This is a genomic window from Bdellovibrionales bacterium, assembly GCA_019750295.1.
Classification (GTDB): Bacteria; Bdellovibrionota; Bdellovibrionia; order Bdellovibrionales; family JAGQZY01; genus JAIEOS01.
This window is the reverse complement of the sequence record JAIEOS010000058.1, coordinates 1-23,510: the sequence shown is the minus strand read 5'-3', so window position 1 is coordinate 23,510 and position 23,510 is coordinate 1. Positions and strand designations below refer to the sequence as shown.

The following is a 23,510-nucleotide window of genomic DNA, read 5'->3' as shown; positions in this document are numbered from 1 at the left end:
AAAGTAAAAATTTCGCTCAGCCTCTGCTGTCGGTAATTCTAGAGATTTATTAGAATTTTATCCGCGGATGCGGGTTTGGGAATTGGGACTTTGGCCTCTGCGGGAGTTGTTATAACTAATCCCGGAACATTCTCCTCTGGCATGAGTTTACAGCTGTGTGAGAACGTCAATTTGTTGAAAGAAATTTTACGAGAAGCTTCACAGCCTGATAAAATTTTATGTTACATGGGAGCCATGAAAGCCTCTGGAGTTATTCCTGGGAACGTTAACTTATCTGATGGTGAGACAAAGTATGTTCGCCTTACTAATTTACCTGCTGAATCCCAATCATTCCGTATTAAAAAAACTTCTCGCGAAAACTCACAACCTATCGTGAGATTTCGTATTCAAAAAACCAATGGTGTTGTGACAAGTTTTAAAATGCACTCTTGCTTTGATGGTACTCCGTCCTCACCGACCCAGAGTGAGTATATCTCCCAAGTATTTTCGGGAGGAATTGCGACAGTTACAAGCAAATATATTGGCTCAGAGTCCACACAGTCTTACGGTTCGGAAATGACGGCCACTGGAAACTTCTCCAATGCGTGGGATTCAAAAAATATATCCGGGCAGCGTTTCTTTTCGGATGGGGGACAGTCGAACAAGATGACTATCAATATGGATCAGTTTTCGAATCAAATCGAAATGTCGATCGCGATGCAAGGGGTCTTTGGGTCAGATTCATTCACGAATCTCTTTTTTACAGTGGCGCAACTCATTGGAACATCACCTAGCACGTTCGCAATTGGTGATGGTAGCTCTAAAGTAGATATGAGTTTTGACCAAGGAAATAATGGCAGTATTCAGCACTCGGACACGGCAACGTATTCATGGAATGGTGATACGAGAATGAATATTACGCCAGCTTCTAATGGGACCTATTTTACGTCTGCTGCCACAGGTTCTGTTCCAGCAGCTCCAGGTGCACCATCCGCAATTACATTTACTGGAGACGAAGCCTGGGATTGTACTGTTCCCTCTGGGGCCACAGTCATCGATGCTAATTTTTCTGTCGGCGGACTTGCCATCGTCAACGGCATGAATACCTGTAATGATAAGTATGGCGAAGGTGGCAGTTGGATCTCGTGCCCGTATTAATTAAAAAGAAAAAAAGCGAGGACCCCAAGGCCCTCGCTCAATCCTCAAATCCCTCACCCATTTACTTACAAGCTCGAAAGGCGCCGTAACCATTCGCAGTTCCATCGAGGGAGTATGGAGGGCGGAAGGTCGTAACTCCTTCAAAACAATTCGCACTCACCGCTACTCCCACGCTCTCTGACATCACTGCATTGTTGTTGGTCGTGTCGTATTCTGTAAATCGTAACTCAGAACTGTTCGGCTGAGTGTAGGTCAGTAAAAAACTTGGATCGCCGGCATCGGTGGCCCCATTGGCTAGGAAGATCAGATCCCCCTCAATGGTATTTTCTGGAAAACACTGAGAGAAGTTCATAGGAGCACTCGCATTCCCGCACATTTTAAAGTGGAAAGAATCCCCAGGAGCGATATTGATCGCATACACCACAGTCACAGGAGGTGGTGGTGGAGGAACAACGACGACAACAGGAGCGGTGACCGTAACCGCTAAACTTGATGAATTGTTCGCGGCTTGTCTGTCCGCTGCCGAGTGAGATCCCACAGCCACCAGATGGATCGTTGCACTTTGATCCGGAAATTTTAACTTGAAACGAATATCAAATGAATTGTTAACTCCAAGATAAACTCGACCCATAGAACAAACAAGCCCAATGGATTGGGATGCACACGCCGTCGTAAGCCCACCAGTTCCCACCACCGAGATCTGAGAAAGTTGAACTCCTTGCGGTAAAGCTAAAGTTAAAGTGGCGTTCTTTACGACTACACTTCCCAAATTCGATACTCGGACCGAGTAGCTATCGATCGAAGACGATTGCACGTGCGTAGCCCCCGTTAACGAGACCGAGAGATCGGCCTTGGCCAAAACCTGTTGCGTAAAAAATAGAGCCGCTGCAAAAAATAAATTTCTCATAAATTCCCCTTTTTAAAAAATGAATGTCTCTGCCTAAGAATCATTGCAAGGAGGAGACCACCATGTGAATGTATGAGGCCTCATACATTCCAAATCTTTTTTTAAAGTTTTTAAGAAGAGCTCGAGAAACATCCGAGAAGCTTATGAGCTTTGCGACAAATCAAATCATTCGTCTCACTGTGGATCTCTAAATAATAATCAGTGACTAAAGTTTATCGAACTTCCATCTAATCTTATGGATTCATTGAGTGATTAAGAATTTTTTAGGGATCGATCAGGGGGAGTGTCTACAAAGTATCGAGCCTCACCCCTCCCATTTATTTCGCAGGACCTGGATCTGCTTCGGACTGCAAGCGTCTCATTTTGTCTTGGATGCGCTCAGGCAGTCTTAGCCCTCCACTCCCCGAATACCCAAACTCCACACTCTCTTTGTAAGCCATAAAGCAAGTTTTGGCCAAAGGAGTATGGGGCTTAAGACGAATGCATTTCTCATAGTATTTTTCGTTAAGACCACCAAAGCTGAGCTCATTAATCACTTCGTAACTGCGACCGATAATATAAAGAGCCTCGGCGGTAAAGTCACTGTTAGGATATTTTTTTAACAGCGTGTGCATTAACTCCGTTGCTCGCAAGTAGCGAACCTCTCCATGATGAGAGATCTCGTAGGGCTTAGGTCCCTCTAAACCAATCAGTGACTTCGCCTTTTTGATCAGCTCAGCTTCGGTCTGAGGCTTTATAGAAAATTCCTTTTTCCACGCCCGCGCATCACTCTCCCAAACCATCGCTTTGTCTTTGAGGCCCGGATCTGGAGATTGGGATTGAAGAAGTTTTTTTGCTATTAACAAAGCCTGCTCGGGGCTGTTTTTCACCCGCACCGCAATCGAAAGCGCGATCTTGACGGCAGGTTCAATTCCAATCTTATCGGTTCTTAAAATCACGGAATCTTCGATCTTCTTCATCACATCGGCATACGCCACATCAAAACGCCGAAGGGCCACCTGGAACTTGATGCGCTCGATCCACGACGCGTTTTTTAACGGTTGCTGAATCGCCTCGATCAGGGCGAACTGGGGTCCCGTTCCGTCTCGAGTATGACAAGCAATGCAATACCCCACCGAGCTTTTTAAACGAGACTTGGAATATCCATAAAAACCTCGCTGAATTCCCTCGTGGGCATTTTCCACCTCTTCGCGGAACATCTCTGACACAAAAACCAAAGTCGGGTCGAAGTCGGGAGGTTGAGTGCCATGTTTAACACTCAAATCGATTTTTTTTTGAAGCCTCGTAGAGCGCCGAAGATTTCTTTTGAAGTGATTCAATCTCCCCCGGTGTTTTGGGATCTGGTGCGTACAGTAAGGGTAAAATGTCCACCAGCGCCGAGGAAAGCCCCTGCATCTGCGCACTCCAGGGAGGAGACGTCTTCGCCTCCGATTGAGCAAACACGCTTCCGACACTTAAGGTCCAAATCAGAAAAAAAGACATCATAGATCGAAACTCCTTACGTGAGTTTTGATACTAGAGTACGCGGTCCCAGACATAAATCAAATGCTTTTCCGGCAATAGACTCTTTGCAAAGCTCGACCATCTCATGACTCAGAACGTAATAATCCTCGGGAAATTCTGTTCTCTTTTGGACCAAACTCTTACACTGTAACTCTCCGAGGTGAATTATGAAAATCGCATTTTTAATCAGTTTAATTTTTGTACAAGTGGGGTGCAGCGTGTTTGGAGCGCAAACGGTGGAGCAAACTCAGTATCAAATGACGTTGAAAAGTGATGATAAAGAAATCCGCGAATATGTTCCCTATGTTGCAGCAACGACGTGGGTCGCAGGTCGATTTGAGGATTCGCAAAATCCCGCGTTTCGAATTTTGGCGAATTATATTTTTGGCGATAACACTTCGAAACAAAAACTCGCGATGACCGCGCCGGTGGTGCAAAGTCCACAGGCCACTTCAGAAAAAATTGAGATGACGGCGCCAGTGATTCAATCCCCAGCCAAAAATGGCTATCAGATGAGCTTTATGATGCCGACAAAATACAAACTCGAGGACCTCCCTCGCCCCAATGATCCCAGAGTGGAACTCCGTCCCGTTCCCGCGCGCACGATGGCGGTCATCACTTTTACAGGATTTTGGAGTGAAGAAAAAAATCAGAAAAAGGCCGAAGACCTTAAAAACTGGCTCTCCACTCTTCCTCACTACGAGATCGCATCGGAGCCCATGTTTGCCGGCTACAATCCACCATGGACACTTCCCTTCTTAAGGAGAAATGAAGTGATGATCGAGGTTCGCAAAAAATAGTCGACTCTCTCTGAGAGATTAAACTCCACCGGGAGACGGTGGACATTGTTTGATGCACGAGCGGTAACCCGGATGAGCTTGAGCCGGGATCCCCTGATTGTCGTAGCGATCGTAGCAACGATCGACGCACGCTTTATCTTTGTAGTTTTCTAAAAATGCAGGTGTCGCTTTGACCTCGGGTTCGTCTTCGCGAACAACGGCCTCTTGAACTTTGACTTCGGAACTCTCTGAAGATTCGAGATCGGAAGCCCATGAGAATGAGCAGAATATGAGGAGAAGGAGCATGATTCTATTGTCGTCGATGAGGAGCTCTGGGTAAAGCTTCGTTGCAAGCCCTAGTCATTGAGCTAGGCCTCCGTAGAGGCCAGCGATTTGAAGATTAATCGATCAGGGACGTATCTAAAGTCTCACCTTTGATAGATCCGCAGGTATGACTTGTGTTACTGGACCAGTCATCGAATTTAAAGTTTTTACTCTTTTCAAAGTTCATGGTGAAGCATTCAAGACGATCGTTGCTCATCAATTCAAAGACAGAAACGGGCTCATCGGACTGAGGCCAAACCATATAATAGGTGTCTTTGTCTTTGCTGAAAAACGCAGACATGGGTTTACCTAAAGTGGCGGCCACTTCGCGAGGCGTTTGCCCTTTGGAATTTCTAGTCACTTTTTTAAAATGATCGGCATTACGAAAGCCGGCATACTTCGGGGTCGCGCAAGCAAAGTTGATGAGTGCGAGAGACGCCAAAAAAATATTCTTTAACTTCATGAGATTCCTTCCTCAAATGGTGTTGTGACATCATCTTGTCACACCCCAAAAAAGAATCTAGCAAAGATTATGGATTTTTTTAAAAAGCACAACGGAGGTCCATGAATAATAGGAAGTCACCGACCAACCACCGGGTCTACCAACTGGCCTTTTTTACACCCGGGAGCAATCCCTTACTGGCCAAATCGCGGAAGACGATTCGAGACATTTTAAACTTTCGAAGGACAGCTTTCGATCGACCGGTCACTTCGCAGCGGGAGTTCAGTCGAACTTCCATCGACAATCGGGGAAGTTTTAAAAGCTTTTGGCGCGCCTCGGCTCTTTCTTTGAAGGACAGACGAAGGTTATTCATTTGGCTTCGCATCTCCTTACGAATCGGCCGATACTTTTCAACACACTCTTTGCGCTGTTGATACTTCACCATCGAGCTTAATTTCGCCACAGAGACTCCTTTGACACGCATCATCTCAACTTACTTAAGGAATCTACTTTAATTGCAACAATGTTGCAATTAATATATTTACGAATGAGCCCAAATTTTAGACCCTCAGTGAAAGACGACCCTTCTTTGTGGGGTGTTTCGTTCTGAGACCTCCAGACTGAATGTTTGGTTATCAGATCCAATTAAAATTTTGCTTAAGATACAGACAAAAATCCCGAAGAGTAAAGTATGAAAAAACATAATCTATTTATCCAGAGTCTTCGTTTGTGTCTCGTTATCACCTTTGGTTTTTTAGTGGCCTGCAAAGAAAGTCCCACAGATCCCGATAATAGCGGCGGTACTGGTGGAGGTGGAGGCGGCACTGGCAATGGATCCATCAATGGCGGAAGTCTCGCCTTTGATGGCAGTGGAAAATATTTAACAACCTCTCGTGCCTGGTACACCGGCGACTTCACCATTTGCCTTTGGATGAAGCCCGCAAGCGTCGCGGGACAAACTTTATTAAGTATGTCGAGTGGGGATAAATATTTTTACCTTTCGTTTGATGATAACGAAATCGATTGGAAATTTGAAGACAGCGCCGATACGGACATGACCATCGATGGCTCGGCATCCTTCATCGTTGGAAATACTTACCAAGTTTGCGCGGTTGGAGATCATGGCGGCACCGGAAGCCGCATTTATGTGAATGGCGCCGTTGTGGGAACCAGTGGGACAATGATGGGTGCCAGTGCCGCCAGCGCATTTACCACATTGACCATCGGCGCAGAACCCGCACCTGCTTTTCAGTCTGCGGATGGGAATAAGACTTTACCTTTTGATGGCAATCTCGGTCACATCATGATCTGGCAAACCGCACTCCCCGCGAACGCCATCAGCCAACTCTATGGCGGTGGCTCGGGCTTTGATCCCCAATTTGCTTTTGGTAACTACACCGCACCCCATGTTTCGGCTCTCGAAGTCTATTATCTCTATGGCGACGCCAACTCCGGTGATATCATCACGGGATCTGGTGCGGTCATTAAAGACGCCATGGGAAATCAAGACGCCACTCCCGTCGGCTTTGATGCCGATGATTTTGACGTCAATTTATTTTAAGAAACTAGGCTTCGACAAATCGCGATTGGAAACGTCGATGAAGATCTTTCCAATCTAAAATTGTCAAAACGTCTGTGCACGCAAAAACTCGATCTAATGCGGGAGCTCCGTACACTTTGGCTCCGGCGTGCAGGTAAGATCTTAAAAGAGGCGGCAAGAGAACTCGCTTCTCTTCGGCACTCATCGCCTCTGGGCCATCCATGATCACTCCTGGAAAAAAATAATTCCCCGTCGCCGTGATATGATACTGCTCGCTCCAAGCCCCTTGATCCTTCACGGTGCGAAGGAGACGACTGATCGCCTGGGGATTCGTGGTTTTTACGCTGGCACAGCCAAACAAGTACTCCGTTTTACTTTTAATAATGTATTGGCTTAAGCCCTTCCATAATAAATCAATCACGTTTCCATCGCGGTAGTTGGGATGCACGCAGGCGCGACCCATCTCTAATTTCACCGCCGGCAATCGTAAAAATTCTCCGATCTCAAACTCACCACTCGAATAAAAAGAATGGGTAAAGTGCGAAGACAGCAGTCGATATGTTCCAATGACTTCGGTCGTTCGCTTATCAATAATCATCAGGTGGTCAGCCACAAAATCGTGGGCATCCACATCAAGACCATGGAAGGCCTTACGCCCCTGCCACTCTTCCACAAAAACCAAGTGCCGCAGCTCGAGCACCCTCAAGAGGTCCACGCCGTGAATCGCGGTTTTCACCACAAAGTCATTGGTTTCGTGTTCAATATTGAGAAAGCCGCGATACTCACGGACCTTCTGCAAAGTCGGCGTCTTTTCGCGGGCCTCTCGAAATGTTCGGAGAAGATTTTTCGCGACCGCTGCTCCCATCATAAGCACTACCTCCCTGTAGATTTTTAAATTGCGATAGATAATCGTCAGAAATGATCTGATGAAGGAGATCCCCCACCACATGTTTTTCGAGTTCCGTTTTAAAAGTCATCGGCTTTTGCACCGAAACTTCGGCTTCGATCGATTTCGCCGACAGCAAACGTATAAAGTGAGTTACAAAGTCTTTTTTTCCATACCAGCAAACCACATCGTGATTTTTCGCCGAAAACTCTTCGCCCTCGACTTTTCTATACTTGAGGGTGATCGGTAATAAAGGACAGTCCGCATGAGCCGCGGCCATGAGTAATGAACGCTTAAACGGGAGCACAGACAATCCGTCCGTACTGGTGCCTTCCGGGAACAACATCACATGGAAGCCCTGAGTTAATACCTCCTCGATTTGCTGGATATCGTGCTGAACACGGTCTCGATGGCGTCTTTCGATAAAAAGACTTCCGCCGATCTCTGCCATCTGTCCTAAGAAAAACACTTGCCCCATATCAACGGATGTCACAAACACCGCCGGAAAACAGCAAGCTAAAACCATCATATCCAGATATGACATATGATTCGATACCATCAGATAATTCTGCGGAGGAAGTGGCGCCGTCGCCTTAAGATTCACGTCGACACGCATCACTTTCAAAGCAAATCGCGAATAGCGCTGCACATTTCCCACGAGCCGCTTGCGCCGAACCACGCGATCCCTCGTCATCACCTTGATGACCATGCCATGAGCCAGGAAAACTCCTATGGCCGGCACGATCACCGCCGAAGTGGCTACCCCGCGACCAATCAATCCACTCCACTTGATATATTTTTTTTATCCCCACATCCCAATGATAGCGCGCTCAATGGGTAAGTGTATTAGGATCCGGTTAAGATCCTGTTGGTTTTGCGTAAGCAGGTCTAGCTCCTTTGAGCTTGACGCTCCATCGGCGATTTCGAATACTGAAGGGATGATTCAATCTTTATTAAGAAGAGTTTTCGGCGAACGCTGGCTGTGGGCTTATCGTTATTACCGATACCCTCAATATTTTGAGATCGTGGGTGGACCTCTCACCTTTGCCAAAGATGGACTTTACACCAAACATAATTCCGACTCATTGAAAGATCCCTTATTTCAAAAAAGCTATAGCCTGGCTCAACAAACAGGATCTTTCTCGGGCTCTTGGGGGCAAGTGGATCCCGAGTATCGAGCCTACATCTACGCCTGGTCCGCGTTTCACTGCAAGGATCTGGACGGCGACTACGTCGAATGTGGAGTGAATAAGGGAGGAATGGCGCGAGCGGCGATCCACTTTTCGGGATTTACAGCGAGCTCATCCAAAAAGTTTTTCCTTTTAGACACCTATCAGGGAACACCCGAACACTCACTCCTCCCCGAAGAAACTCGTCGTAACAAGTATGACGAATGCTACGAGGACGTCAAAGCCAACTTTAAAGAATTCCCTAACGTCATCATTATTCGCGGCGAAGTCCCCCACACGCTGTCGCAAGTGACGAGCTCAAAAATATGTTTTCTATCTTTAGATATGAATGCCGTGGGTCCCGAAATCGCGGCCATCGAATTTTTCTGGGATAAGATTTCCTCGGGAGGCATTGTTGTTCTCGATGATTACAATAATATCGGTCACGAGCTTCAGAAAAAAGGATTTGATGACTTCGCCCAACGCCAAGGCCTTAAAGTGATGTCCCTCCCCACCGGGCAAGGACTGATTTTTAAACATTAAAGATGGAACTTTTTAAGCGCCATATCGAGATCTTCGATGGTTCCAATATCGATGTAGCGCCCACCACTAATGGGTTTAGCAAGAACTTTTAAACCCTTTTGAATGGCCGAATTAATAATATCCCCAAACACCACTTCTTTTTTGTCACCATTCAGAGTTTTGAGTTGTTGCCGCATAAACGTCGCAAAGTTGTAATTCCACATGCAACAGCCCCACATGTGGTCCAATTGTGTTTGTTTGGGCTTATCGACGGTAGTAACAATCTGGCCTGTTTCTTTTTTAAAATCGACCATACCGAACTTTTGAGGATTTTCGGTGGGGAATAGTCCCAACACCAAGTCCGGCTGATGTTTGTCGTAAAATTCTTTAAGGACGACGAACGCATTCTCCGGCTCAATGATCGTATCGGACATTCCAAAAACAATGACGTCGTCCTTGGTGAGCCAAGGGTAAGCCAAATCGAGAGCAAAAGGCATCCCCGTCGCCGTCTCTTGAAAGTTATAAACGATTTCAACTCCACTGCGCTTTCCCGACGCGTAGTAATCCATGATATCGGTTTTGTTGGGACCCAAAGTGATAATGATTTTTTCGGCTCCAATCTTCACCATGTGGTTGACCAAATACTGACTCACCACCTTCGATCGTAGTTTTTTATCTCCGTCGACGGCCACCTCGTGGTAGCCAATGGGATAGAGTTCTTTCGAGAATGGCAAAGGATAAAGTCGGGTGCCTTTACCGGCCGCAGGGATAAGCCCAATTAACGCCATACTAACTCCCTGAGCGCTCAAAGACGCTCGAATTTTTTAGCTCTGGTTTGTTTAAAATTTTTCTTAAAGAGACAAGCCAGCCTGTACCTAAGACACTGACGAGCGCCATCTTATAGAAACTTGCGCGGTATAAAACTTCCGGATTGATTCGGGCCAGATCTTTCAATAAGTAGCGCAACTCTCGACCAGTAACAGAACCGTGAGCCGCTTTGATGTCCAAAATATTGAGAACTCCCTGAGCCCTAATTCCATAAACGGTTTTTAAAAATGGAAGGAGCGAGGGATTCACCTTTCGAGCGGCCTGAATCAAATCATCAATCAAGAGTCGGTACCAGGTATAGTATTGCTTTTGCTTTTCGACTTTAAAAGTCGACCACGTTTCGCGACCGATCCGATAATAAAACAGAGGCTTATCGATAAAGTAGGTCTGCTGTGAGTGAAGGGCCGTGAGAGAAAACGCGGCGCTATCTAAATGCATTCCGTAGCGAGCATCCCAGCCGCCAGCTTTACGCAACGTCTCTGTTCGATAGACCGCCGACATCACCATGTGATTGGCCTTCAACTGGTTCTTAAGGCGATCTTCCCCACTCATCAATCCCGGCGTGGACGACAACGGGCTCACTTCTAAGAACTTCATATTCTCATCGCGAAACTCAAAGGCGGAATACACCAAATCCAACGGGCCATGCTGATCGAGCACCGCAAAGTAGCTTTCCAAAAACTCAGGCGAAATCTCATCGTCGTCACTGAGTAAAAAGACATATTCGCCGGTGGCTTGAGGTAATAAAAAACTCCAGTTACCCGGACCCCCTAGGTTTTTCTGATGATTAAAAACTTTAATTTGAACTTGAGGATGATCTTTAACAAAACTCTCCAGCAGATCTGCCGTGCCATCCTTGGAGGCGTCGTTAGAGATAATGATTTCGGTAAAGTCTAAGTGTTTTCCCTGAGCCAAAACGGTCTTCAGCGTCTGTGAGAGCAAGTCCGCTCGATTGAACGTAGGAATAAGAATAGAGAGTCGAGGTGAAGCCATTACAACAAAATTGTATGGTGGCTTTTTGCGAATGTAAATTAATACACCGCAACCTCGACCCAGTTGATTAAAAAACTACCAAACGCGAACGCGAGCCTCGGGTGCGCGATACATCTTATCACCCTCTTTACAGCTATACGCATCGTAGAACGCATCGACATGGATCACCTGCTGGTTGATTCGTTCTTTACCGGCGGAGTGAGGATCGGTCTTTAACAAGCGTTGCGCCGTGGCCGGGCGAATCACCTGGCACCAGTTGCGCGCATAGGCCTCAAAGAACTTCTTTTTATCTTCGAGACTGGCTTTCGCCGGATCTGGGAAGGCGGCATTATAACTAAAACTAATTCCGACATGATCCCCGATGTTCTCGCCCAAAGTGAGCTTTCCATCATGACCTATCTTATCAAACTGCTCGACAAATTGAGCTCCGCGAGTCTGAAACTCCTTAAGGTCCTTATCCGTGAACCACTGACGAACTTTACCGGAGTAATCATACTTGGACCCTTTATCATCAACGCCGTGACCGAGCTCATGCCCCACCACAGATCCCATGGCCGCAAGATTTTCGATGTCGAGACTTGATCCATCAAAGAACGGATACTGCAAGATCCCCATGGGAAGCACAAACTTATTATCAGCCCCGGAGTAATACGCATTGACTGTTAAAGGAGACATCGACCAGCGCGCCGGATTGCGCTCTTCTGAAATCTCTTTGAGGGATTTTTCGGTACGAGCTTTTTTATAAAGCGCGCGATTCGCGTACTGCCGATCCGTCGAATACTTTTCGATGGGCATAAAATCCCACTCGCTCTCATTCTGAGGTTTCACCAAAAATAATTTGGCCTTTTCAATTTTCTTGATTGCCTCTTTGCGCGTGGACGATGACATCCACTTGTTATTTTTCAGTCCACTCACGATGGATTTTCGGACCCGCTCGCCCAACTCGATCACCTTCTCTTGTGGGAACTCGGGAAATAAAATTCCCATGAGCTCCTTATCAATCTCCATGGAGAAGTAAGCCACCGCGGTTTGCGTGCACTCTTCTTGACGAGGCGGACGAATGTTAGGTCCTCCTAAATGCTTTTTGCGAAAGTTAAAAAACTTTTTAAAATAGTCAGGATATGCATCGTCGAGATAATCCGAAATGCTGTGGAACATATAGACGCTTTTTAATTGCTCCAGCGGCATTTCCGTCACCGCGTTGTTCATGAACTCATTCCCCTCGGGCATCAGATCGATAAACACGGTTTTCTCAGGAATGCGTGCAACAAAACGATCGAGTTTGAGGGAAGGATACTTTTTAAGAAGTTCTTTTCGAGCGATGTCTCGCTTCTCGGTGATTCGCCCACGCATTTCACGAGGAAGTGGCGTCTTCATCGCATAATCGCTTTCGAAAGTGATCACCCAATCCGCGCGTTTTTCGGGCTGATCGGCTTTGACCGTTTTAAAAAAATCGACGAGAATTTTCCTAAAGTCTTTCATTAACTCTTTATTTTCGTAGTAACTGCGCTCGGGAAGGGTCTTTAATCCCGAAGCGATCATAGCATCCCATACCATAGGGTTTTCTTTATTGGGGAGCGTCCCAAAGCCCGAGAAACTTTCGTAACCTTGGTCCATCCGAGACTGGGACAAATCCATAAGCTCATCCACTGTTTTAAGGGCCTTGAGGCGATCCATCTCTTCTTTGACGAACTGCTTTTCTTCTTTGGCCGAAGCTTTTTTATCCATACAGGCCAAGTGCACATTTTTAAACTGCAATTCCCGATCTGAGGGAGGAGTGTAAGAGCTCATTTTGCTAAAAAATTGCTTTTGAGCATGGAGTAATCGTTCGCGATTGTCCGTAAAAGAGAAACTCCAACGCTCGCGATCTTCAGGAAGTTTAAACTTTTGCTCCACCTCGTCGCACACGTACTTATGAAAATCTTCACAGGGCTTTACCTTTGAGCTCAGATCAAACTGACGCTTATCGGGAACTGGTGATTTTTTAAGTAACTCGTCGCGGGTCAGTGTCGCCGCGAAAGAAAAATTGAAAAGTAAAAATAACTGAATGATCCAAGCCATTTGATCCCCTTTATGGTTTTAAAGATGGGATATGCTAGCGTCGAATGGTCGCGGGGTCAAAAAAAAAGGGCCAGGGTAAATACCCTAGCCCTTTAAAAATTCTCCCCACCGTTAACTTTAAATTCTCTATCAAAAAGACCCTGTGCCTTACCGCTGCACCCACTTGAGAACCCGAACCTCGCCCCAGGTTGTGACGCCGGAGACTCCTTAAAAGGTTAATCTCTCGGCTCCGACGGCCAGGAGCATTCCCCCGTTAAAATCAGTTATAGGCCATTCGATTTGATTAATAAACAGAACAATGTTAAAGATAATGATTATGACAGTAATCAATAAATCGAACTCCTATGATCTCTTGAAAATCCTCGTGGCTGTGGCGGAGTCCAAGAATTTCCGTGAAGCTGCCTCTAAATTGCAGCTGTCGCAGCCCGGAGTCTCGTTGAAGCTCAAAGAGCTCGAAAGTCAGCACCCTCTCCCCCTCTTTAGCCTTGAGGGTAAACGTAAAGTTCTTACACACTACGGCCGCTCGCTTTACGAGATCGCAAAAACGCATTCCATCCTTCTCGAAAATGACATCGAGTTTCTCCACCGCAACTATGCCTCACCCCAGAATTTAACATTGCGCTTAGGTGGTCGATTCGATGTCCTCAAATATCTCCTCCCCAAGCTTAAGTTTGAAGGCCGCTTAGAGTTCCTTAACTTTACGAGCGCCGAGGCTGTGGAAAAATTAAAACAGCACGAGATCGATATCGCCGTTAGTTACGTCCTCCCCGACTCTACCGAATTTAAAGCCAAAAAACTTTTTTCAAGCCGTATGCACTTTTGTATTCACGAAAAACTTTTAAAAAAACGCAATTTGGACCGCCATCTCTTTAAAGATAAAGAGTTTATCAAAAGCCTCCCGTACATTTCCTATCGGAAAGAGCTCGACGAAAACTTCCGCTGGAAAACCATCATGGACCTCAATTTAAGCGATATAAATATTCGTTACTCGGTGGAAGACTGGCAAATGGTACATGGCCTCGTCGATGCCGGAGCGGGTTTTGCGATCACTCCGTTTTACACGTTGACCCATGCTCGCGGAGTGCAGAACTGGGAGATTCCTTCCAACTTACTTCAAACTTTTGATTTCTACGCCATCTACGAATCGAGTTTAAAGAAAGTGGAAAGTTTTAAGTCTTTTCTCGACTTCGATCAATTCTAATAGCAGCTTAAAGCATCTCTTATAGAGACTATTTTTGATCGGCGATTAACCCACGGGCGACAATGGCCGGCAGAAAATACCGCTCAAATCATTTTTATTGCGCTTGAGCTGGCATACATACTGCTCATGGTATCTCGTCGGCGTCATCGGCGCCTGATTTAATAACCTCGCTAAGGAGATACAAAATGAAAATAAATGCCGTCCTCGCAATATGTAGCGTGTCCATGTTTACCATGGCTTGCGCTCACACAAAAAAAACGGAATCGGAAAACTCTCTCGCCACCGTCATCGAAGCTCCCCACGCTCCCGCAAAAGTTGAACTCAAAAAAGATATAAAAAAAGATAACAAAAGCGACTTTACATATAATTGTTCATTAGGAAAAGACTCTCGCATCATTAGTTTGCAAAAGGGAGAAAAACGTTGCGAAGTCCACTACACAAAATTTGGAAACCAAAATCAAATCGCTTGGGCGCAAAAAACCCCTGGCATTTGTGACAGTGTTTTCAATCAGGTTTTACAAACGATCGAGAAAGGTGGGTTTAAGTGCATGAACAACCAAACGACGGCATCTAACTAGTTGCTGTTCCCATTTCAATGCATAAAAAAAGCACAGGCCAAGGACCTGTGCTTTTTTATTTGGAAACGTAAGGGTTAGTTACAAACGGACTCTGTCGCACTAGAGATCCATAGCACTTCAAACTGTTCGATATCAGGGTGGCTCACAGCCCACTCGACCGATTGCACCCTCAGCTGGATGATTTTAGAATTTTTGTTTCCCTTCGTGTTGGCACTCAATTCTGTTGAAAAATACGTATCCTGTACTCCTTGATCCACTTGGACGATTTTTACTGACGTTTGCACTTCAGTTGCACTGAATACGCTCGGGCAGCGCTGCTGAATCTCCTCGATGATTTTGGCCTGGATTTCGACAGGAACCTGACTGTCCTTGATGAACTGAATCGAACCTCCCTGAGTGGCAACGGCCCACGACGTGATAAGATTCAAAACGACGAGAATTACAGTGTTCATAGTGTCCCCTTTTTGTAGAACCTATCTAGCATAAAATCGCAGCGCCGATACTCGCTTATGACCTCAAAACAAAATGATGAAGAAATTACTTTATTTTTTCTCGACGCGTTCGAAATTTTATAAATTGATTTCGCTTTGCCTAAAAAAGAGGTACTAAGGTCCCTTGCAATAAGGGTCTTGCAATTAAAAGGGGTCCATCCAATGTATCTTAAGAAATTATCTATTGTCCTTGCTTTGACATTATCGATCACGTCTGCTGCTCACGCTTTAGAATGGCGCGGAATATTTATTGCCGGCGATGATTCTATCGATAATTTTGATAATGGTCGCGTTGATCTCACGCAGATGTTTTCCAAACTCGGTTCGCTGACAACGGTTCAACTTTCCTCGTCGAAAAAATTTATATCTCAGCAAAATCAAGTGTATCCAGCCGTGGCCCAAAACGTCGCCACCGCATTTAAAAAGACCACCGTCAAATCCGGAGAAGGATGTTTGATCCACATGACTTCTCACGGCCTTGAAGGCAAGGGTTTTTACTTTTCCATGGCGGGCATCCTTCCCCCCGGTGCTTTAGAGACTTTGGTCAACTCCGCCTGCGGACAGGAGCCCACGGTGATCTTAGTTTCGGCCTGCTACTCAGGTCAATTTATCACCGAAGGCCTCAAAGGACCGAATCGCATCATCCTCTCGGCCGCTCGCGCCGACCGACCTTCATTCGGGTGCTCGGCCGACACGCGCTACACCTACTGGGACGAGTGCCTCTTGACCGAGATCCCCAAATCCAGCAATTGGCCCGAGGCTTATAGCAAAGTGAATGTTTGTATTACGGGTAAAGAAAAAGCCCTTGGCGCCAACCCTTCGGAGCCTCAGGCTTATTTTGGCGAGAACACCAAGGAATGGCCGATTCTCCATTAATGAAAACATCACGCTGGGTCTATTTATTTCGATTCTTAGGGTGGCTCGAAGGAGCCTCCTTCCTCCTCTTGTTGTTCGTAGGCATGCCCCTCAAGTACGTCTGGGGAAACCCCGTGGCCGTCAAAGCCTTGGGAATGCCTCATGGGATTTTGTTTATTGCCTACGTGCTTATGGCCAACATCATTGCCGATGAACTTCAATGGCCCCTTAAAACTCGTATGCTGGCTTTTATAGCGTCGGTTTGGCCCTTGGGGACTTTTATCTTCGAAAGAAGATATCTCCCTAGGAATTAGCGATCCCCCTCCACTTTTAGTGTTGAAATTGGACATTTTTGGTGTTTAAGGTTCTCCTATGTCCAAACTTAAAGATTCTATTGTCCGTCAATACCGTCTCTATAAATACCGCGCCAATTCTTTTCCAAAGACTTTGGATTGGGACTGGAAAAAAACGAACTACAACCGGATCGCACTGGTCAATTTACTGCTCGCCACTAAAGGCCCTGATTGCAGCTATCTTGAGATCGGTTGTTGCGAGAACAATTTATTTGATGCCGTCCCTGTCAAAAACAAAGTGGGCGTGGATCCTAACTTGGGAGGAAATTATCGCGGAACTTCCGACGAGTTTTTTGCGCAGAACAAACAGAAATTTGACATCATTTTTATCGATGGACTGCATACGTATGAGCAAGTTCATAAGGACATCAACAACGCCCTTCAAGTTCTAAAGAAAGGCGGATTCATCGGACTTCACGATATGATTCCCCGAGACTGGAAAGAGCACCACGTCCCTATCGTTTCCGACAAAGCGTGGACCGGCGACCCGTGGAAAACAGCCTATGAAATCGTAAACACCCCCGGGATCGATTTTAAAATTTTAAAAATTGATCACGGCGTTGGTGTCCTACGTATCGTTGGAGATCAAACTCCTCAGCTGACCGACATGAAGACCACACTCGATTCGAAAAATTATGACTACTTTTACAACAATATGGGTCAGCTCCCGATCATGGAATGGGAGTCGATTTATGAGTGGGTCCGAAATTCCACGTCGAAGGAGACGTCTCACGTATCACCTCATTAGTCTCGGACGGTAAACGCAGACACCTTCGCTATCGACCATCACTGTTTGACACCTCACTCGCAGGCGGTTGGACATTATTTCCCAGAGGAGGGCATTCCTCCACGCCCCACCTCCTCGCAACTCACAACATTGAAGCTTGAGCATGGCCATATATTTGCAGATCGACCTTTTAAGGCTTCGACAATATTTACCATGGAGGTTTTATGAAGGCCCTACTTGCAGTTCTCTTAAGTCTTTCCACTTACGTTTCTTCTGCCGAGAATTCGAACGATCCCGAGATTCCGCAGCCGCCGCCCACTTCAAACGTTCCCACTCTTGTTCCTGCCACCGAACAACTTATACAATCACTTCAACTTCCCTCAGGTTTTACTTTAAGTGTTTATGCTCGAGACTTGGGTCACCCACGAATGATGGCTCTCGCTCCGGATGGAGCGATCTACATTTCTCGCACCGAGGAAGGCGATATCGTTCGTCTCTACGATAGCAATGCGGATGGAACAGGTGATGTTCTCCAGTCCGTCCTCACGCTTCCTACAGTTCATGGAATTGCGATTGTAGGAACTCAGATGTATATGGTCACAGAAAAAGAATTATTAACCACGACGATCAATACCGATGGAAGCTTACTAGCGCCGACAGTTATTCTGAGCGATCTTCCTGATGGTGGTCATCACGGGAAACGCACGATTCAAATGGGACCGGATGGATATCTTTACATCAGCATCGGCAGCAGTTGTAACGCTTGCGTTGAAGTGAACGATCAATACGCCACAATCATCCGTGTTCGACCCGATGGGAGCGAACGTCTCGTTTATGCCTCTGGACTTCGCAACACCGAGGCTTTTAGCTTTCACCCCATAACTGGTCAACTCTGGGGCGCCGATAATAGCGTCGATGAGCTTGGTTCGAACTTTCCCGGCGAAGAGCTCAATAAAATTATCGCGGGCCAACACTACGGATGGCCCTTCGTCATTGATGATGGGAAATTAAATCCACTGGTCGACTACCCTGTCGACGCCGAAATGAGCAAAGAGGAATTCCTAAAAACTATAGTGAATCCGACACTCCTCTTTACGCCTCACTCTGCACCGATCACTTTATCCTTTTATTCCGCGCCAGCCATGGCCTTTCCCGAAAAGTATCACAACGGCGCCTTTGTGACTTTCCATGGCTCCTGGAACGCATCTCCGGCCGTCGGTTTTGAAGTCGCCTTTGTTCCTTATATCAATGGAGAACCCACCGCCGCTGAACCGTTCCTCACGGGGTTTTTGTCTCCAGACAAAACCACTCAATTCGGTCGACCTACTGGTTTACTTGTCTTGAGCGATGGATCCTTGCTGGTTTCTGAAGATGGAAATGGACTCATCTATCGCATCACTACAAACGCGACACCTCGATAGATTGTTATCGACTCCAACAAATAGGGCCTCTTGAAATCACTTAAGGGGCCTCTTTAGCTCGACTTCAGTATAGAACTTTAATTCTTTGTTTCAGATTGGAGCAATTCAGACGTTGGCTGAGCTAAAGTCTGCGTAAAAATACCGATAAGAGTCTGTGACTAAACGTATCGACCTCGACACCACCACGAGTAAACATAAAGGCTTTAAAGGTCTTTTTGAAACAGCTCTGCGTCGATTTAAAGTGGCCATGCATATTCTCACCATGCTCCCGGTGTACAGTGTGGGCTGCGCCATTGTTGGCCTTTGCATCGCTCCCGGCGTCAGTTTCTTTCGGTTTACGGCCGAATTGGTCAGCCAACAACCCACGTGGATTCAGAATCTAACCTACGCCTTATCCTTCGCTTTTGGTTACCTTCTCTACGGATTCTCTCTGGTATTTCTTTGCCCTCTTGTTAACTTTTTAATTCGTGGAAACCTTAAACCCTGGAGAGGCCCATACTATTCCGCAGAGGCCTTCAAATGGTTTTTGCACAATGCCCTCACCTACATCCCAAGATTTACCTTTTTAGAAATGATAACTCCCTCACCTCTAAGCATTTTGTTTTATCGCATGATGGGAATGAAGATTGGAAAAGGAACGACCATCAATACCACATGGCTTTCGGACCCTTCATTGATCGAACTCGGCCAGAAAGTAACTCTCGGTGGCTCGGTGACCATCGTTGCTCACTATGGGCAGGCGGGCCTTCTGGTGATCGCTCCCGTTAAAATTGGTGATGGCTGTACGATCGGATTAAAAGCCTCTATCATGGGAGGCGCGGTGATTGGCGCAAACGCAAAAATCCTTCCTCACTCTGTTGTCCTTCCGAAAACCGTTATTCCCGAGGGTGAAACTTGGGGGGGTGTGCCTGCAGTGAAGATCGAAAGAGTCGAAAATCATCCTCCGCGTGACCTTCGAAAATCCTCGTAACTCTTTATTATTTTCTTGTATTTCAATCTCGGCAATTTAAGATTTAATTAGAGTTCATTTATAACAGGGGTAAATCTTGAAGCTTAAAAAAACATCAATCGTTATCTCTGTGTTTTTTTTACTTCTGATTTTAGCCGCGCTTGCCCATCGGCAAAGTCGCGCGATGTTGAAATTTGCACTATGGCATTACGGCCTCATCCCCACACCCGATGTCGCCCAAGCCTTTCACCAATCCGATGATGCTTTACTTTACATCACTTCGAAAAGTCCGATGCGAGAAAACTTAGATCATCTTTTGGTCGCCTTCGAAAAGATTAAAAAAGAAAGTGACAACCTCGTCGCCCTTCAAAAACAGATCGATGAAATTTACACAAAATTGGAAATTGATAACCCGAGCCCATTGAGCGGCTCGGAAACTCTCATCGATAAGATTTACAGTGACGAATTCAAACAATCGGCCAACGACCAAGCGATTTCCTTCTCATTAGGACTGGGATTGCAACCCGATGGTCTTGCACAAATCAATCTTTTAAATTTTCAAATCAAAAAAGATCTTGGCAAAGTCATATTTGCTTTTGGAACCTTAGGAGCAAGTCAACCCATTGAACTCCCGCTTTTAGGATATCTTTTCGCGAATCCAACGTCCTATTTGAAGCGAGCGATCGAAGAATCACCCCGCCTTACGGCGGCTCAAAAGCGAATCCTCCAAGAGGAAATAAATAAAACTCAGATCGAAAAAATCTATATTAGCGGCGTTCCTTCTTTTAAATTGACCCACTTGGATTACCAGAACCTATCGATGCATCTCACTGTTATCGGTCGCAAGAGCTTATTGTGGTCGACCAGCTCCGAGATTCTTGCAAAAATGGTCGATCACCTTTCGAAGCCGCTCGAAGTGCCTCCAGAGTCTCTCGACACGAATTACATTCTTTCGGCCTACCTCAACTTCGAAAATCTATTTAACGTGGTTCCTGGCGTGTATAAGATGATCGCAGGCCCACTCCTGAGCGCCCTAAAAACAGTTAGAGTTAAAGCTGCACTCACCGATACTATTGAAATTGACGTCGATTCTAAATTCACTGATGAGTCGGTGGCGCAGGAAGCCGCATCCGCATACTCTGAATTTATAGAAAAAATGAGAACAGCCCCCGGGAGCGCCACCGACAAAATTTATTCCGTCGCGCAAGAGAATGCAAAAGTCTCTCAGGATAGAACTTCGGCGATCATCCGCATTGCTCTACCCCTCGATTCTCTGAGAGACTCGCTATCTGATTTTATAAAACAGCAAGTGACGATTCTCAATACCGATTATACCCATCTCAATCACTTTCTACAGTATAAGATAGCCAACCAGCTGAACCAACTGACACTGACTTCGAATGAAGTGGATCCTCAAACTGATAACTTTGATACCGAATCTGCTGAAGAGGAAGTGGAACTTGAAAAAATAAAATCACGGGAACATCTAAGTCTTCAGTATCCCAGAAAATTCGTGGCCTCACCCGATGAGGAACAAAAGAAAGTCCAACCGGTGATGATTTTAGCTCATGTGAGTTGCCCCGAAGAAACTCAGGCGCAAATAAAATTAAAAGGTATCGAGGCCGAAGACTTTGCCTCGTTCTCGAAATTGGGAGATAAATCCAAAGCGATCACTAGATCCATCATCTCAACCCGTGCGGACGATGGCCCACGCAGTTACGCAATCAGCGGCGCGCATCCAACAACTCAAGTGAATCTTTTTGCGGAAACTCAAAGGGATTTCCCGTCTCCACTTCTTGGAGACAAGTCAGCGCCGGGTTCTATGGCCTCGCTCATGAAACATTTCGCACACTGCTCTTTAAAGCACGATCCGGAAATTCTTGTTCAAACCGTCAATTAAAACACAAACACTCGGCTCACAAAAATCATCACCCACATGATAAGAACAAAAAGCCAGCCCAAGCCAAACGCCTGGGCCCTACGGATGACGTTATTTGACCCCAGATGAAAGTAGCTGTGCAGAAATCTCGAAAACACAAATCCCCAACCGGCAAGAGTCACAACGGTGTCATTAATTTGAAACTGCATACAAACCAAACACGTCACAAAGAATAACATCGGCAGCTCAAACATATTGTCATAATGTCGAGAGAATTTGACCACTTCTTCCGGAGGCGGATAAGTCACCGCATCCATAGTTCGATAATACCCCAACTTAAGCTTTCCACTTCGTACGGCTTTAGCGCGAGTGCGAAAAGTACAAATACCAATCGCAAAAATATAAAAAACCATCACTGTCATTGGATAGATTAAAAACATCATTCACCTCGTTGGGCTCACGCTATCATAACCGAGCGCTAAGTGCGAGCAGAATGAAGTTGTCGTTAGGAGCCTTGAGATAAACTTCGATGAATAATGGCTTTGGAAATCATTTCGACCCACTGAGCTTTGGACTCGGGTGTGGGTTCTGGAAGTTCGTAATCGATCGGGCCTTCGACCCAGATCCGGCGTGCCGTGGGATGTTCTTTGACAAAAAGTTCAAATTGAATCCGCCGCTGGTTCGGTTTTTGGGGCATCAGCCAAGTGATCATGTAAAGCACCGATGAACCCGCCTGTGACCATTTTCCATTTAAAGACGAGGGCTCTGCCGCTACAAAACGCCGTGATTTACAAGGAACCATTTTCTGCTTCCGTTTCCGTTTTTTACGAATGCCGTCATCAAGAATTTTATGCGACAAAGGCTTATCATCTTTCCATTGAATCAATAGAGTATCAATCTCTGAGGCCAATGCTCTATTCACATCGCTATACTGGACAAAGTGATGCTGGACATAAAATGCGCAAGAATCGTCAGCCCAACACGGAAGACTTGAAAGAATTAGAACGAACAAAACTGAAAAAGCAGGTATCTTCATGATGACAGGATAGAATGGGTTTTTTACAAGAGTCAATTCGAAGAGTTATCAAAATCGATATATTTGACTTGAGAGACGAGACCCCAAGAAATTTTTCCAAATCGCCCCGGTCGATTTGAGATCTCTGACGAATCTCGAGTACAATAAGCCATGAATTTCTTTTTACTTTTTATTCACATTGCCATCGCTCAATCTCAAACATTGATTTTAGATTCAAATTTAAGTTCGCAACAAAAAACCGTCTTTGAACGGACGGAGGGTCGGAAACTGTTTTGGTGGAACATCGGTTGCGGATTAATGAATCTTAAACTCATCAAAGAGCTCAAAGAAGAAGACTCTCTTTATAAAAACATCGAAACTCTCGCGACATCTCAAGGCGCACCGGACGTCATCGTTTTAGGCGAGCATTGCCCTGGGCGAATGCCCCAAAAGACGAGCCAACTCATTGCCACAAAGTATCCTCACAAATTTCACCTCACAAAAAATAACCCCTACAAACAAGTCAATAATGGAATTATCGTTTATTCCAAAAATCCCTTAAGTCTTGTCCGCTCGCAGATACTTAAGACCGGGAAAAACGAAAAAGAAGTGAAAGAAGCTTCTCGAACTTACATATTACTTAAAATTGCCGATCCAAAGGGGGAGTATTTTTTAAATCCTCTCCACTTTTACAATCCGTGGGGGAAAATGTCGAAATCGGAGCTCATCTCCAAAGCTCCCGGTAAGGATAACCTCAATTATGAGCAAGCCGAACTCCATATGTTCGAACTGCAGAAAGATGTGAATCTTAAAGATAAATCTTTGATCGTGGTCGGTGATTTTAATTCGGCAAAAAACATTTTTAATCTGATCGATATGCCGACCTATTTATTGTTCGCCAGTGTACTTAAAGATATGGGAGATAACCTCACCACCTATCCTTCGCGCAC

General features: G+C 45.8%; 27 protein-coding genes. 13 read left to right on the top strand and 14 right to left on the bottom strand.

Annotated features, from left to right (window positions below):
• The first annotated feature begins 75 nt into the window (after positions 1-75).
• Positions 76-1,137, top strand: a complete 1,062-nt coding sequence (locus tag K2Q26_10635; GenBank protein MBY0315968.1) for a hypothetical protein — start codon at positions 76-78, stop codon at positions 1,135-1,137.
• Positions 1,138-1,198: 61 nt separating this feature from the next.
• Here K2Q26_10635 and K2Q26_10630 read toward each other — a convergent pair whose 3' ends face one another.
• The 3 genes from K2Q26_10630 to K2Q26_10620 all read right to left on the bottom strand — a co-directional run bounded on the left by K2Q26_10630 (position 1,199) and on the right by K2Q26_10620 (position 3,529).
• Positions 1,199-2,044: a DUF11 domain-containing protein gene (locus tag K2Q26_10630; protein ID MBY0315967.1), complete on the bottom strand. Its 846-nt coding sequence runs from the start codon at positions 2,042-2,044 to the stop codon at positions 1,199-1,201.
• Positions 2,045-2,361: 317 nt separating this feature from the next.
• Positions 2,362-3,306, bottom strand: a complete 945-nt coding sequence (locus K2Q26_10625) for a hypothetical protein (GenBank protein ID MBY0315966.1) — start codon at positions 3,304-3,306, stop codon at positions 2,362-2,364.
• A complete protein-coding gene (locus K2Q26_10620; protein MBY0315965.1) occupies positions 3,296-3,529 on the bottom strand; it encodes a hypothetical protein in 234 nt (77 codons plus the stop codon). Before K2Q26_10620 ends, K2Q26_10625 begins: the two co-directional genes overlap by 11 nt.
• Before the next feature lie 185 nt (positions 3,530-3,714).
• On the opposite strand from K2Q26_10620, the gene K2Q26_10615 reads away from it, so the two are divergent.
• Positions 3,715-4,347, top strand: coding sequence for a heme-binding protein (locus K2Q26_10615; GenBank protein MBY0315964.1), 633 nt, complete (start codon positions 3,715-3,717; stop codon positions 4,345-4,347).
• A gap of 18 nt (positions 4,348-4,365) precedes the next feature.
• Here the strand turns inward: K2Q26_10615 and K2Q26_10610 are convergent, their stop codons facing one another.
• The 3 genes from K2Q26_10610 to rpsN form a co-directional block, all read right to left on the bottom strand.
• On the bottom strand, positions 4,366-4,632 hold the full coding sequence (locus tag K2Q26_10610) for a hypothetical protein (GenBank protein MBY0315963.1): 267 nt from the start codon (positions 4,630-4,632) through the stop codon (positions 4,366-4,368).
• A gap of 94 nt (positions 4,633-4,726) precedes the next feature.
• Positions 4,727-5,113, bottom strand: a complete 387-nt coding sequence (locus K2Q26_10605; protein ID MBY0315962.1) for a hypothetical protein — start codon at positions 5,111-5,113, stop codon at positions 4,727-4,729.
• 136 nt (positions 5,114-5,249) lie between these two features.
• The gene (gene rpsN / locus K2Q26_10600) at positions 5,250-5,537 is read right to left on the bottom strand and encodes a 30S ribosomal protein S14 (protein MBY0315961.1); all 288 of its coding nucleotides are present in this window, start codon (positions 5,535-5,537) and stop codon (positions 5,250-5,252) included.
• A 246-nt stretch (positions 5,538-5,783) separates the two neighbouring features.
• Between rpsN and K2Q26_10595 the strand changes: the two genes are divergently transcribed.
• A complete protein-coding gene (locus K2Q26_10595) occupies positions 5,784-6,653 on the top strand; it encodes a LamG domain-containing protein (GenBank protein ID MBY0315960.1) in 870 nt (289 codons plus the stop codon).
• Between the two features lie 4 nt (positions 6,654-6,657).
• Here the strand turns inward: K2Q26_10595 and K2Q26_10590 are convergent, their stop codons facing one another.
• Positions 6,658-7,500: a GNAT family N-acetyltransferase gene (locus K2Q26_10590; protein ID MBY0315959.1), complete on the bottom strand. Its 843-nt coding sequence runs from the start codon at positions 7,498-7,500 to the stop codon at positions 6,658-6,660.
• The gene (locus K2Q26_10585; protein MBY0315958.1) at positions 7,415-8,296 is read right to left on the bottom strand and encodes a 1-acyl-sn-glycerol-3-phosphate acyltransferase; all 882 of its coding nucleotides are present in this window, start codon (positions 8,294-8,296) and stop codon (positions 7,415-7,417) included. The genes K2Q26_10590 and K2Q26_10585 overlap by 86 nt, the downstream gene beginning before the upstream one ends.
• Positions 8,297-8,456: 160 nt before the next feature.
• Here K2Q26_10585 and K2Q26_10580 point away from each other — a divergent pair, with 160 nt between their 5' ends.
• Positions 8,457-9,230 carry a TylF/MycF family methyltransferase gene (locus tag K2Q26_10580; protein ID MBY0315957.1) on the top strand — a complete coding sequence of 258 codons (774 nt, stop codon included), beginning with the start codon at positions 8,457-8,459 and terminating at the stop codon, positions 9,228-9,230.
• Here K2Q26_10580 and K2Q26_10575 read toward each other — a convergent pair.
• The 3 genes from K2Q26_10575 to K2Q26_10565 form a co-directional block, all read right to left on the bottom strand.
• Entirely contained in the window at positions 9,227-9,997 is a 771-nt protein-coding gene (locus K2Q26_10575; protein MBY0315956.1) for a hypothetical protein, read from the bottom strand. The genes K2Q26_10580 and K2Q26_10575 overlap by 4 nt on opposite strands.
• Position 9,998: 1 nt before the next feature.
• Positions 9,999-11,030: a glycosyltransferase gene (locus tag K2Q26_10570; GenBank protein ID MBY0315955.1), complete on the bottom strand. Its 1,032-nt coding sequence runs from the start codon at positions 11,028-11,030 to the stop codon at positions 9,999-10,001.
• A 75-nt stretch (positions 11,031-11,105) separates the two neighbouring features.
• Entirely contained in the window at positions 11,106-13,091 is a 1,986-nt protein-coding gene (locus tag K2Q26_10565) for a M13 family metallopeptidase (GenBank protein ID MBY0315954.1), read from the bottom strand.
• 316 nt (positions 13,092-13,407) lie between these two features.
• Between K2Q26_10565 and K2Q26_10560 the strand changes: the two genes are divergently transcribed.
• Together K2Q26_10560 and K2Q26_10555 are read left to right on the top strand one after the other, a co-directional pair.
• Positions 13,408-14,292: a LysR family transcriptional regulator gene (locus K2Q26_10560; GenBank protein ID MBY0315953.1), complete on the top strand. Its 885-nt coding sequence runs from the start codon at positions 13,408-13,410 to the stop codon at positions 14,290-14,292.
• Positions 14,293-14,477: 185 nt separating this feature from the next.
• The gene (locus K2Q26_10555) at positions 14,478-14,870 is read left to right on the top strand and encodes a hypothetical protein (protein MBY0315952.1); all 393 of its coding nucleotides are present in this window, start codon (positions 14,478-14,480) and stop codon (positions 14,868-14,870) included.
• Between the two features lie 74 nt (positions 14,871-14,944).
• Here the strand turns inward: K2Q26_10555 and K2Q26_10550 are convergent, their stop codons facing one another.
• Entirely contained in the window at positions 14,945-15,322 is a 378-nt protein-coding gene (locus tag K2Q26_10550; protein ID MBY0315951.1) for a hypothetical protein, read from the bottom strand.
• Positions 15,323-15,523: 201 nt separating this feature from the next.
• Here K2Q26_10550 and K2Q26_10545 point away from each other — a divergent pair, with 201 nt between their 5' ends.
• The 6 genes from K2Q26_10545 to K2Q26_10520 all read left to right on the top strand — a co-directional run bounded on the left by K2Q26_10545 (position 15,524) and on the right by K2Q26_10520 (position 21,566).
• On the top strand, positions 15,524-16,237 hold the full coding sequence (locus tag K2Q26_10545) for a C13 family peptidase (GenBank protein MBY0315950.1): 714 nt from the start codon (positions 15,524-15,526) through the stop codon (positions 16,235-16,237).
• Complete coding sequence (locus tag K2Q26_10540; protein ID MBY0315949.1) at positions 16,237-16,530, top strand: DUF3817 domain-containing protein; 294 nt, start codon at positions 16,237-16,239, stop codon at positions 16,528-16,530. The genes K2Q26_10545 and K2Q26_10540 overlap by 1 nt, the downstream gene beginning before the upstream one ends.
• Positions 16,531-16,588: 58 nt before the next feature.
• A complete protein-coding gene (locus K2Q26_10535; GenBank protein ID MBY0315948.1) occupies positions 16,589-17,317 on the top strand; it encodes a class I SAM-dependent methyltransferase in 729 nt (242 codons plus the stop codon).
• 203 nt (positions 17,318-17,520) lie between these two features.
• Complete coding sequence (locus K2Q26_10530) at positions 17,521-18,717, top strand: PQQ-dependent sugar dehydrogenase (protein MBY0315947.1); 1,197 nt, start codon at positions 17,521-17,523, stop codon at positions 18,715-18,717.
• 154 nt (positions 18,718-18,871) lie between these two features.
• Entirely contained in the window at positions 18,872-19,687 is an 816-nt protein-coding gene (locus K2Q26_10525; GenBank protein ID MBY0315946.1) for a hypothetical protein, read from the top strand.
• Positions 19,688-19,763: 76 nt separating this feature from the next.
• Positions 19,764-21,566: a hypothetical protein gene (locus K2Q26_10520; GenBank protein MBY0315945.1), complete on the top strand. Its 1,803-nt coding sequence runs from the start codon at positions 19,764-19,766 to the stop codon at positions 21,564-21,566.
• Here K2Q26_10520 and K2Q26_10515 read toward each other — a convergent pair.
• Positions 21,563-21,988: an MAPEG family protein gene (locus K2Q26_10515; protein MBY0315944.1), complete on the bottom strand. Its 426-nt coding sequence runs from the start codon at positions 21,986-21,988 to the stop codon at positions 21,563-21,565. The two genes, K2Q26_10520 and K2Q26_10515, sit on opposite strands and share 4 nt — an antisense overlap.
• A 62-nt stretch (positions 21,989-22,050) precedes the next feature.
• Complete coding sequence (locus K2Q26_10510; GenBank protein MBY0315943.1) at positions 22,051-22,467, bottom strand: hypothetical protein; 417 nt, start codon at positions 22,465-22,467, stop codon at positions 22,051-22,053.
• 264 nt (positions 22,468-22,731) lie between these two features.
• Between K2Q26_10510 and K2Q26_10505 the strand changes: the two genes are divergently transcribed.
• On the top strand, positions 22,732-23,510 hold a 779-nt coding region (locus K2Q26_10505), incomplete at its 3' end, for a hypothetical protein (protein ID MBY0315942.1).

Coding starts and splice junctions, on each gene's coding strand:
- K2Q26_10570 (MBY0315955.1), bottom strand. CDS start 11,030: ATGGCTTCACCTCGACTCTCTATTCTTATTCCTACGTTCAATCGAGCG.
- K2Q26_10580 (MBY0315957.1), top strand. CDS start 8,457: ATGATTCAATCTTTATTAAGAAGAGTTTTCGGCGAACGCTGGCTGTGG.
- K2Q26_10630 (MBY0315967.1), bottom strand. CDS start 2,044: ATGAGAAATTTATTTTTTGCAGCGGCTCTATTTTTTACGCAACAGGTT.
- K2Q26_10535 (MBY0315948.1), top strand. CDS start 16,589: ATGTCCAAACTTAAAGATTCTATTGTCCGTCAATACCGTCTCTATAAA.
- K2Q26_10620 (MBY0315965.1), bottom strand. CDS start 3,529: ATGATGTCTTTTTTTCTGATTTGGACCTTAAGTGTCGGAAGCGTGTTT.
- rpsN (MBY0315961.1), bottom strand. CDS start 5,537: ATGGTGAAGTATCAACAGCGCAAAGAGTGTGTTGAAAAGTATCGGCCG.
- K2Q26_10555 (MBY0315952.1), top strand. CDS start 14,478: ATGAAAATAAATGCCGTCCTCGCAATATGTAGCGTGTCCATGTTTACC.
- K2Q26_10515 (MBY0315944.1), bottom strand. CDS start 21,988: ATGATGTTTTTAATCTATCCAATGACAGTGATGGTTTTTTATATTTTT.
- K2Q26_10540 (MBY0315949.1), top strand. CDS start 16,237: ATGAAAACATCACGCTGGGTCTATTTATTTCGATTCTTAGGGTGGCTC.
- K2Q26_10545 (MBY0315950.1), top strand. CDS start 15,524: ATGTATCTTAAGAAATTATCTATTGTCCTTGCTTTGACATTATCGATC.
- K2Q26_10610 (MBY0315963.1), bottom strand. CDS start 4,632: ATGCTCCTTCTCCTCATATTCTGCTCATTCTCATGGGCTTCCGATCTC.
- K2Q26_10575 (MBY0315956.1), bottom strand. CDS start 9,997: ATGGCGTTAATTGGGCTTATCCCTGCGGCCGGTAAAGGCACCCGACTT.
- K2Q26_10595 (MBY0315960.1), top strand. CDS start 5,784: ATGAAAAAACATAATCTATTTATCCAGAGTCTTCGTTTGTGTCTCGTT.
- K2Q26_10550 (MBY0315951.1), bottom strand. CDS start 15,322: ATGAACACTGTAATTCTCGTCGTTTTGAATCTTATCACGTCGTGGGCC.
- K2Q26_10560 (MBY0315953.1), top strand. CDS start 13,408: ATGACAGTAATCAATAAATCGAACTCCTATGATCTCTTGAAAATCCTC.
- K2Q26_10590 (MBY0315959.1), bottom strand. CDS start 7,500: ATGATGGGAGCAGCGGTCGCGAAAAATCTTCTCCGAACATTTCGAGAG.
- K2Q26_10565 (MBY0315954.1), bottom strand. CDS start 13,091: ATGGCTTGGATCATTCAGTTATTTTTACTTTTCAATTTTTCTTTCGCG.
- K2Q26_10605 (MBY0315962.1), bottom strand. CDS start 5,113: ATGAAGTTAAAGAATATTTTTTTGGCGTCTCTCGCACTCATCAACTTT.
- K2Q26_10615 (MBY0315964.1), top strand. CDS start 3,715: ATGAAAATCGCATTTTTAATCAGTTTAATTTTTGTACAAGTGGGGTGC.
- K2Q26_10530 (MBY0315947.1), top strand. CDS start 17,521: ATGAAGGCCCTACTTGCAGTTCTCTTAAGTCTTTCCACTTACGTTTCT.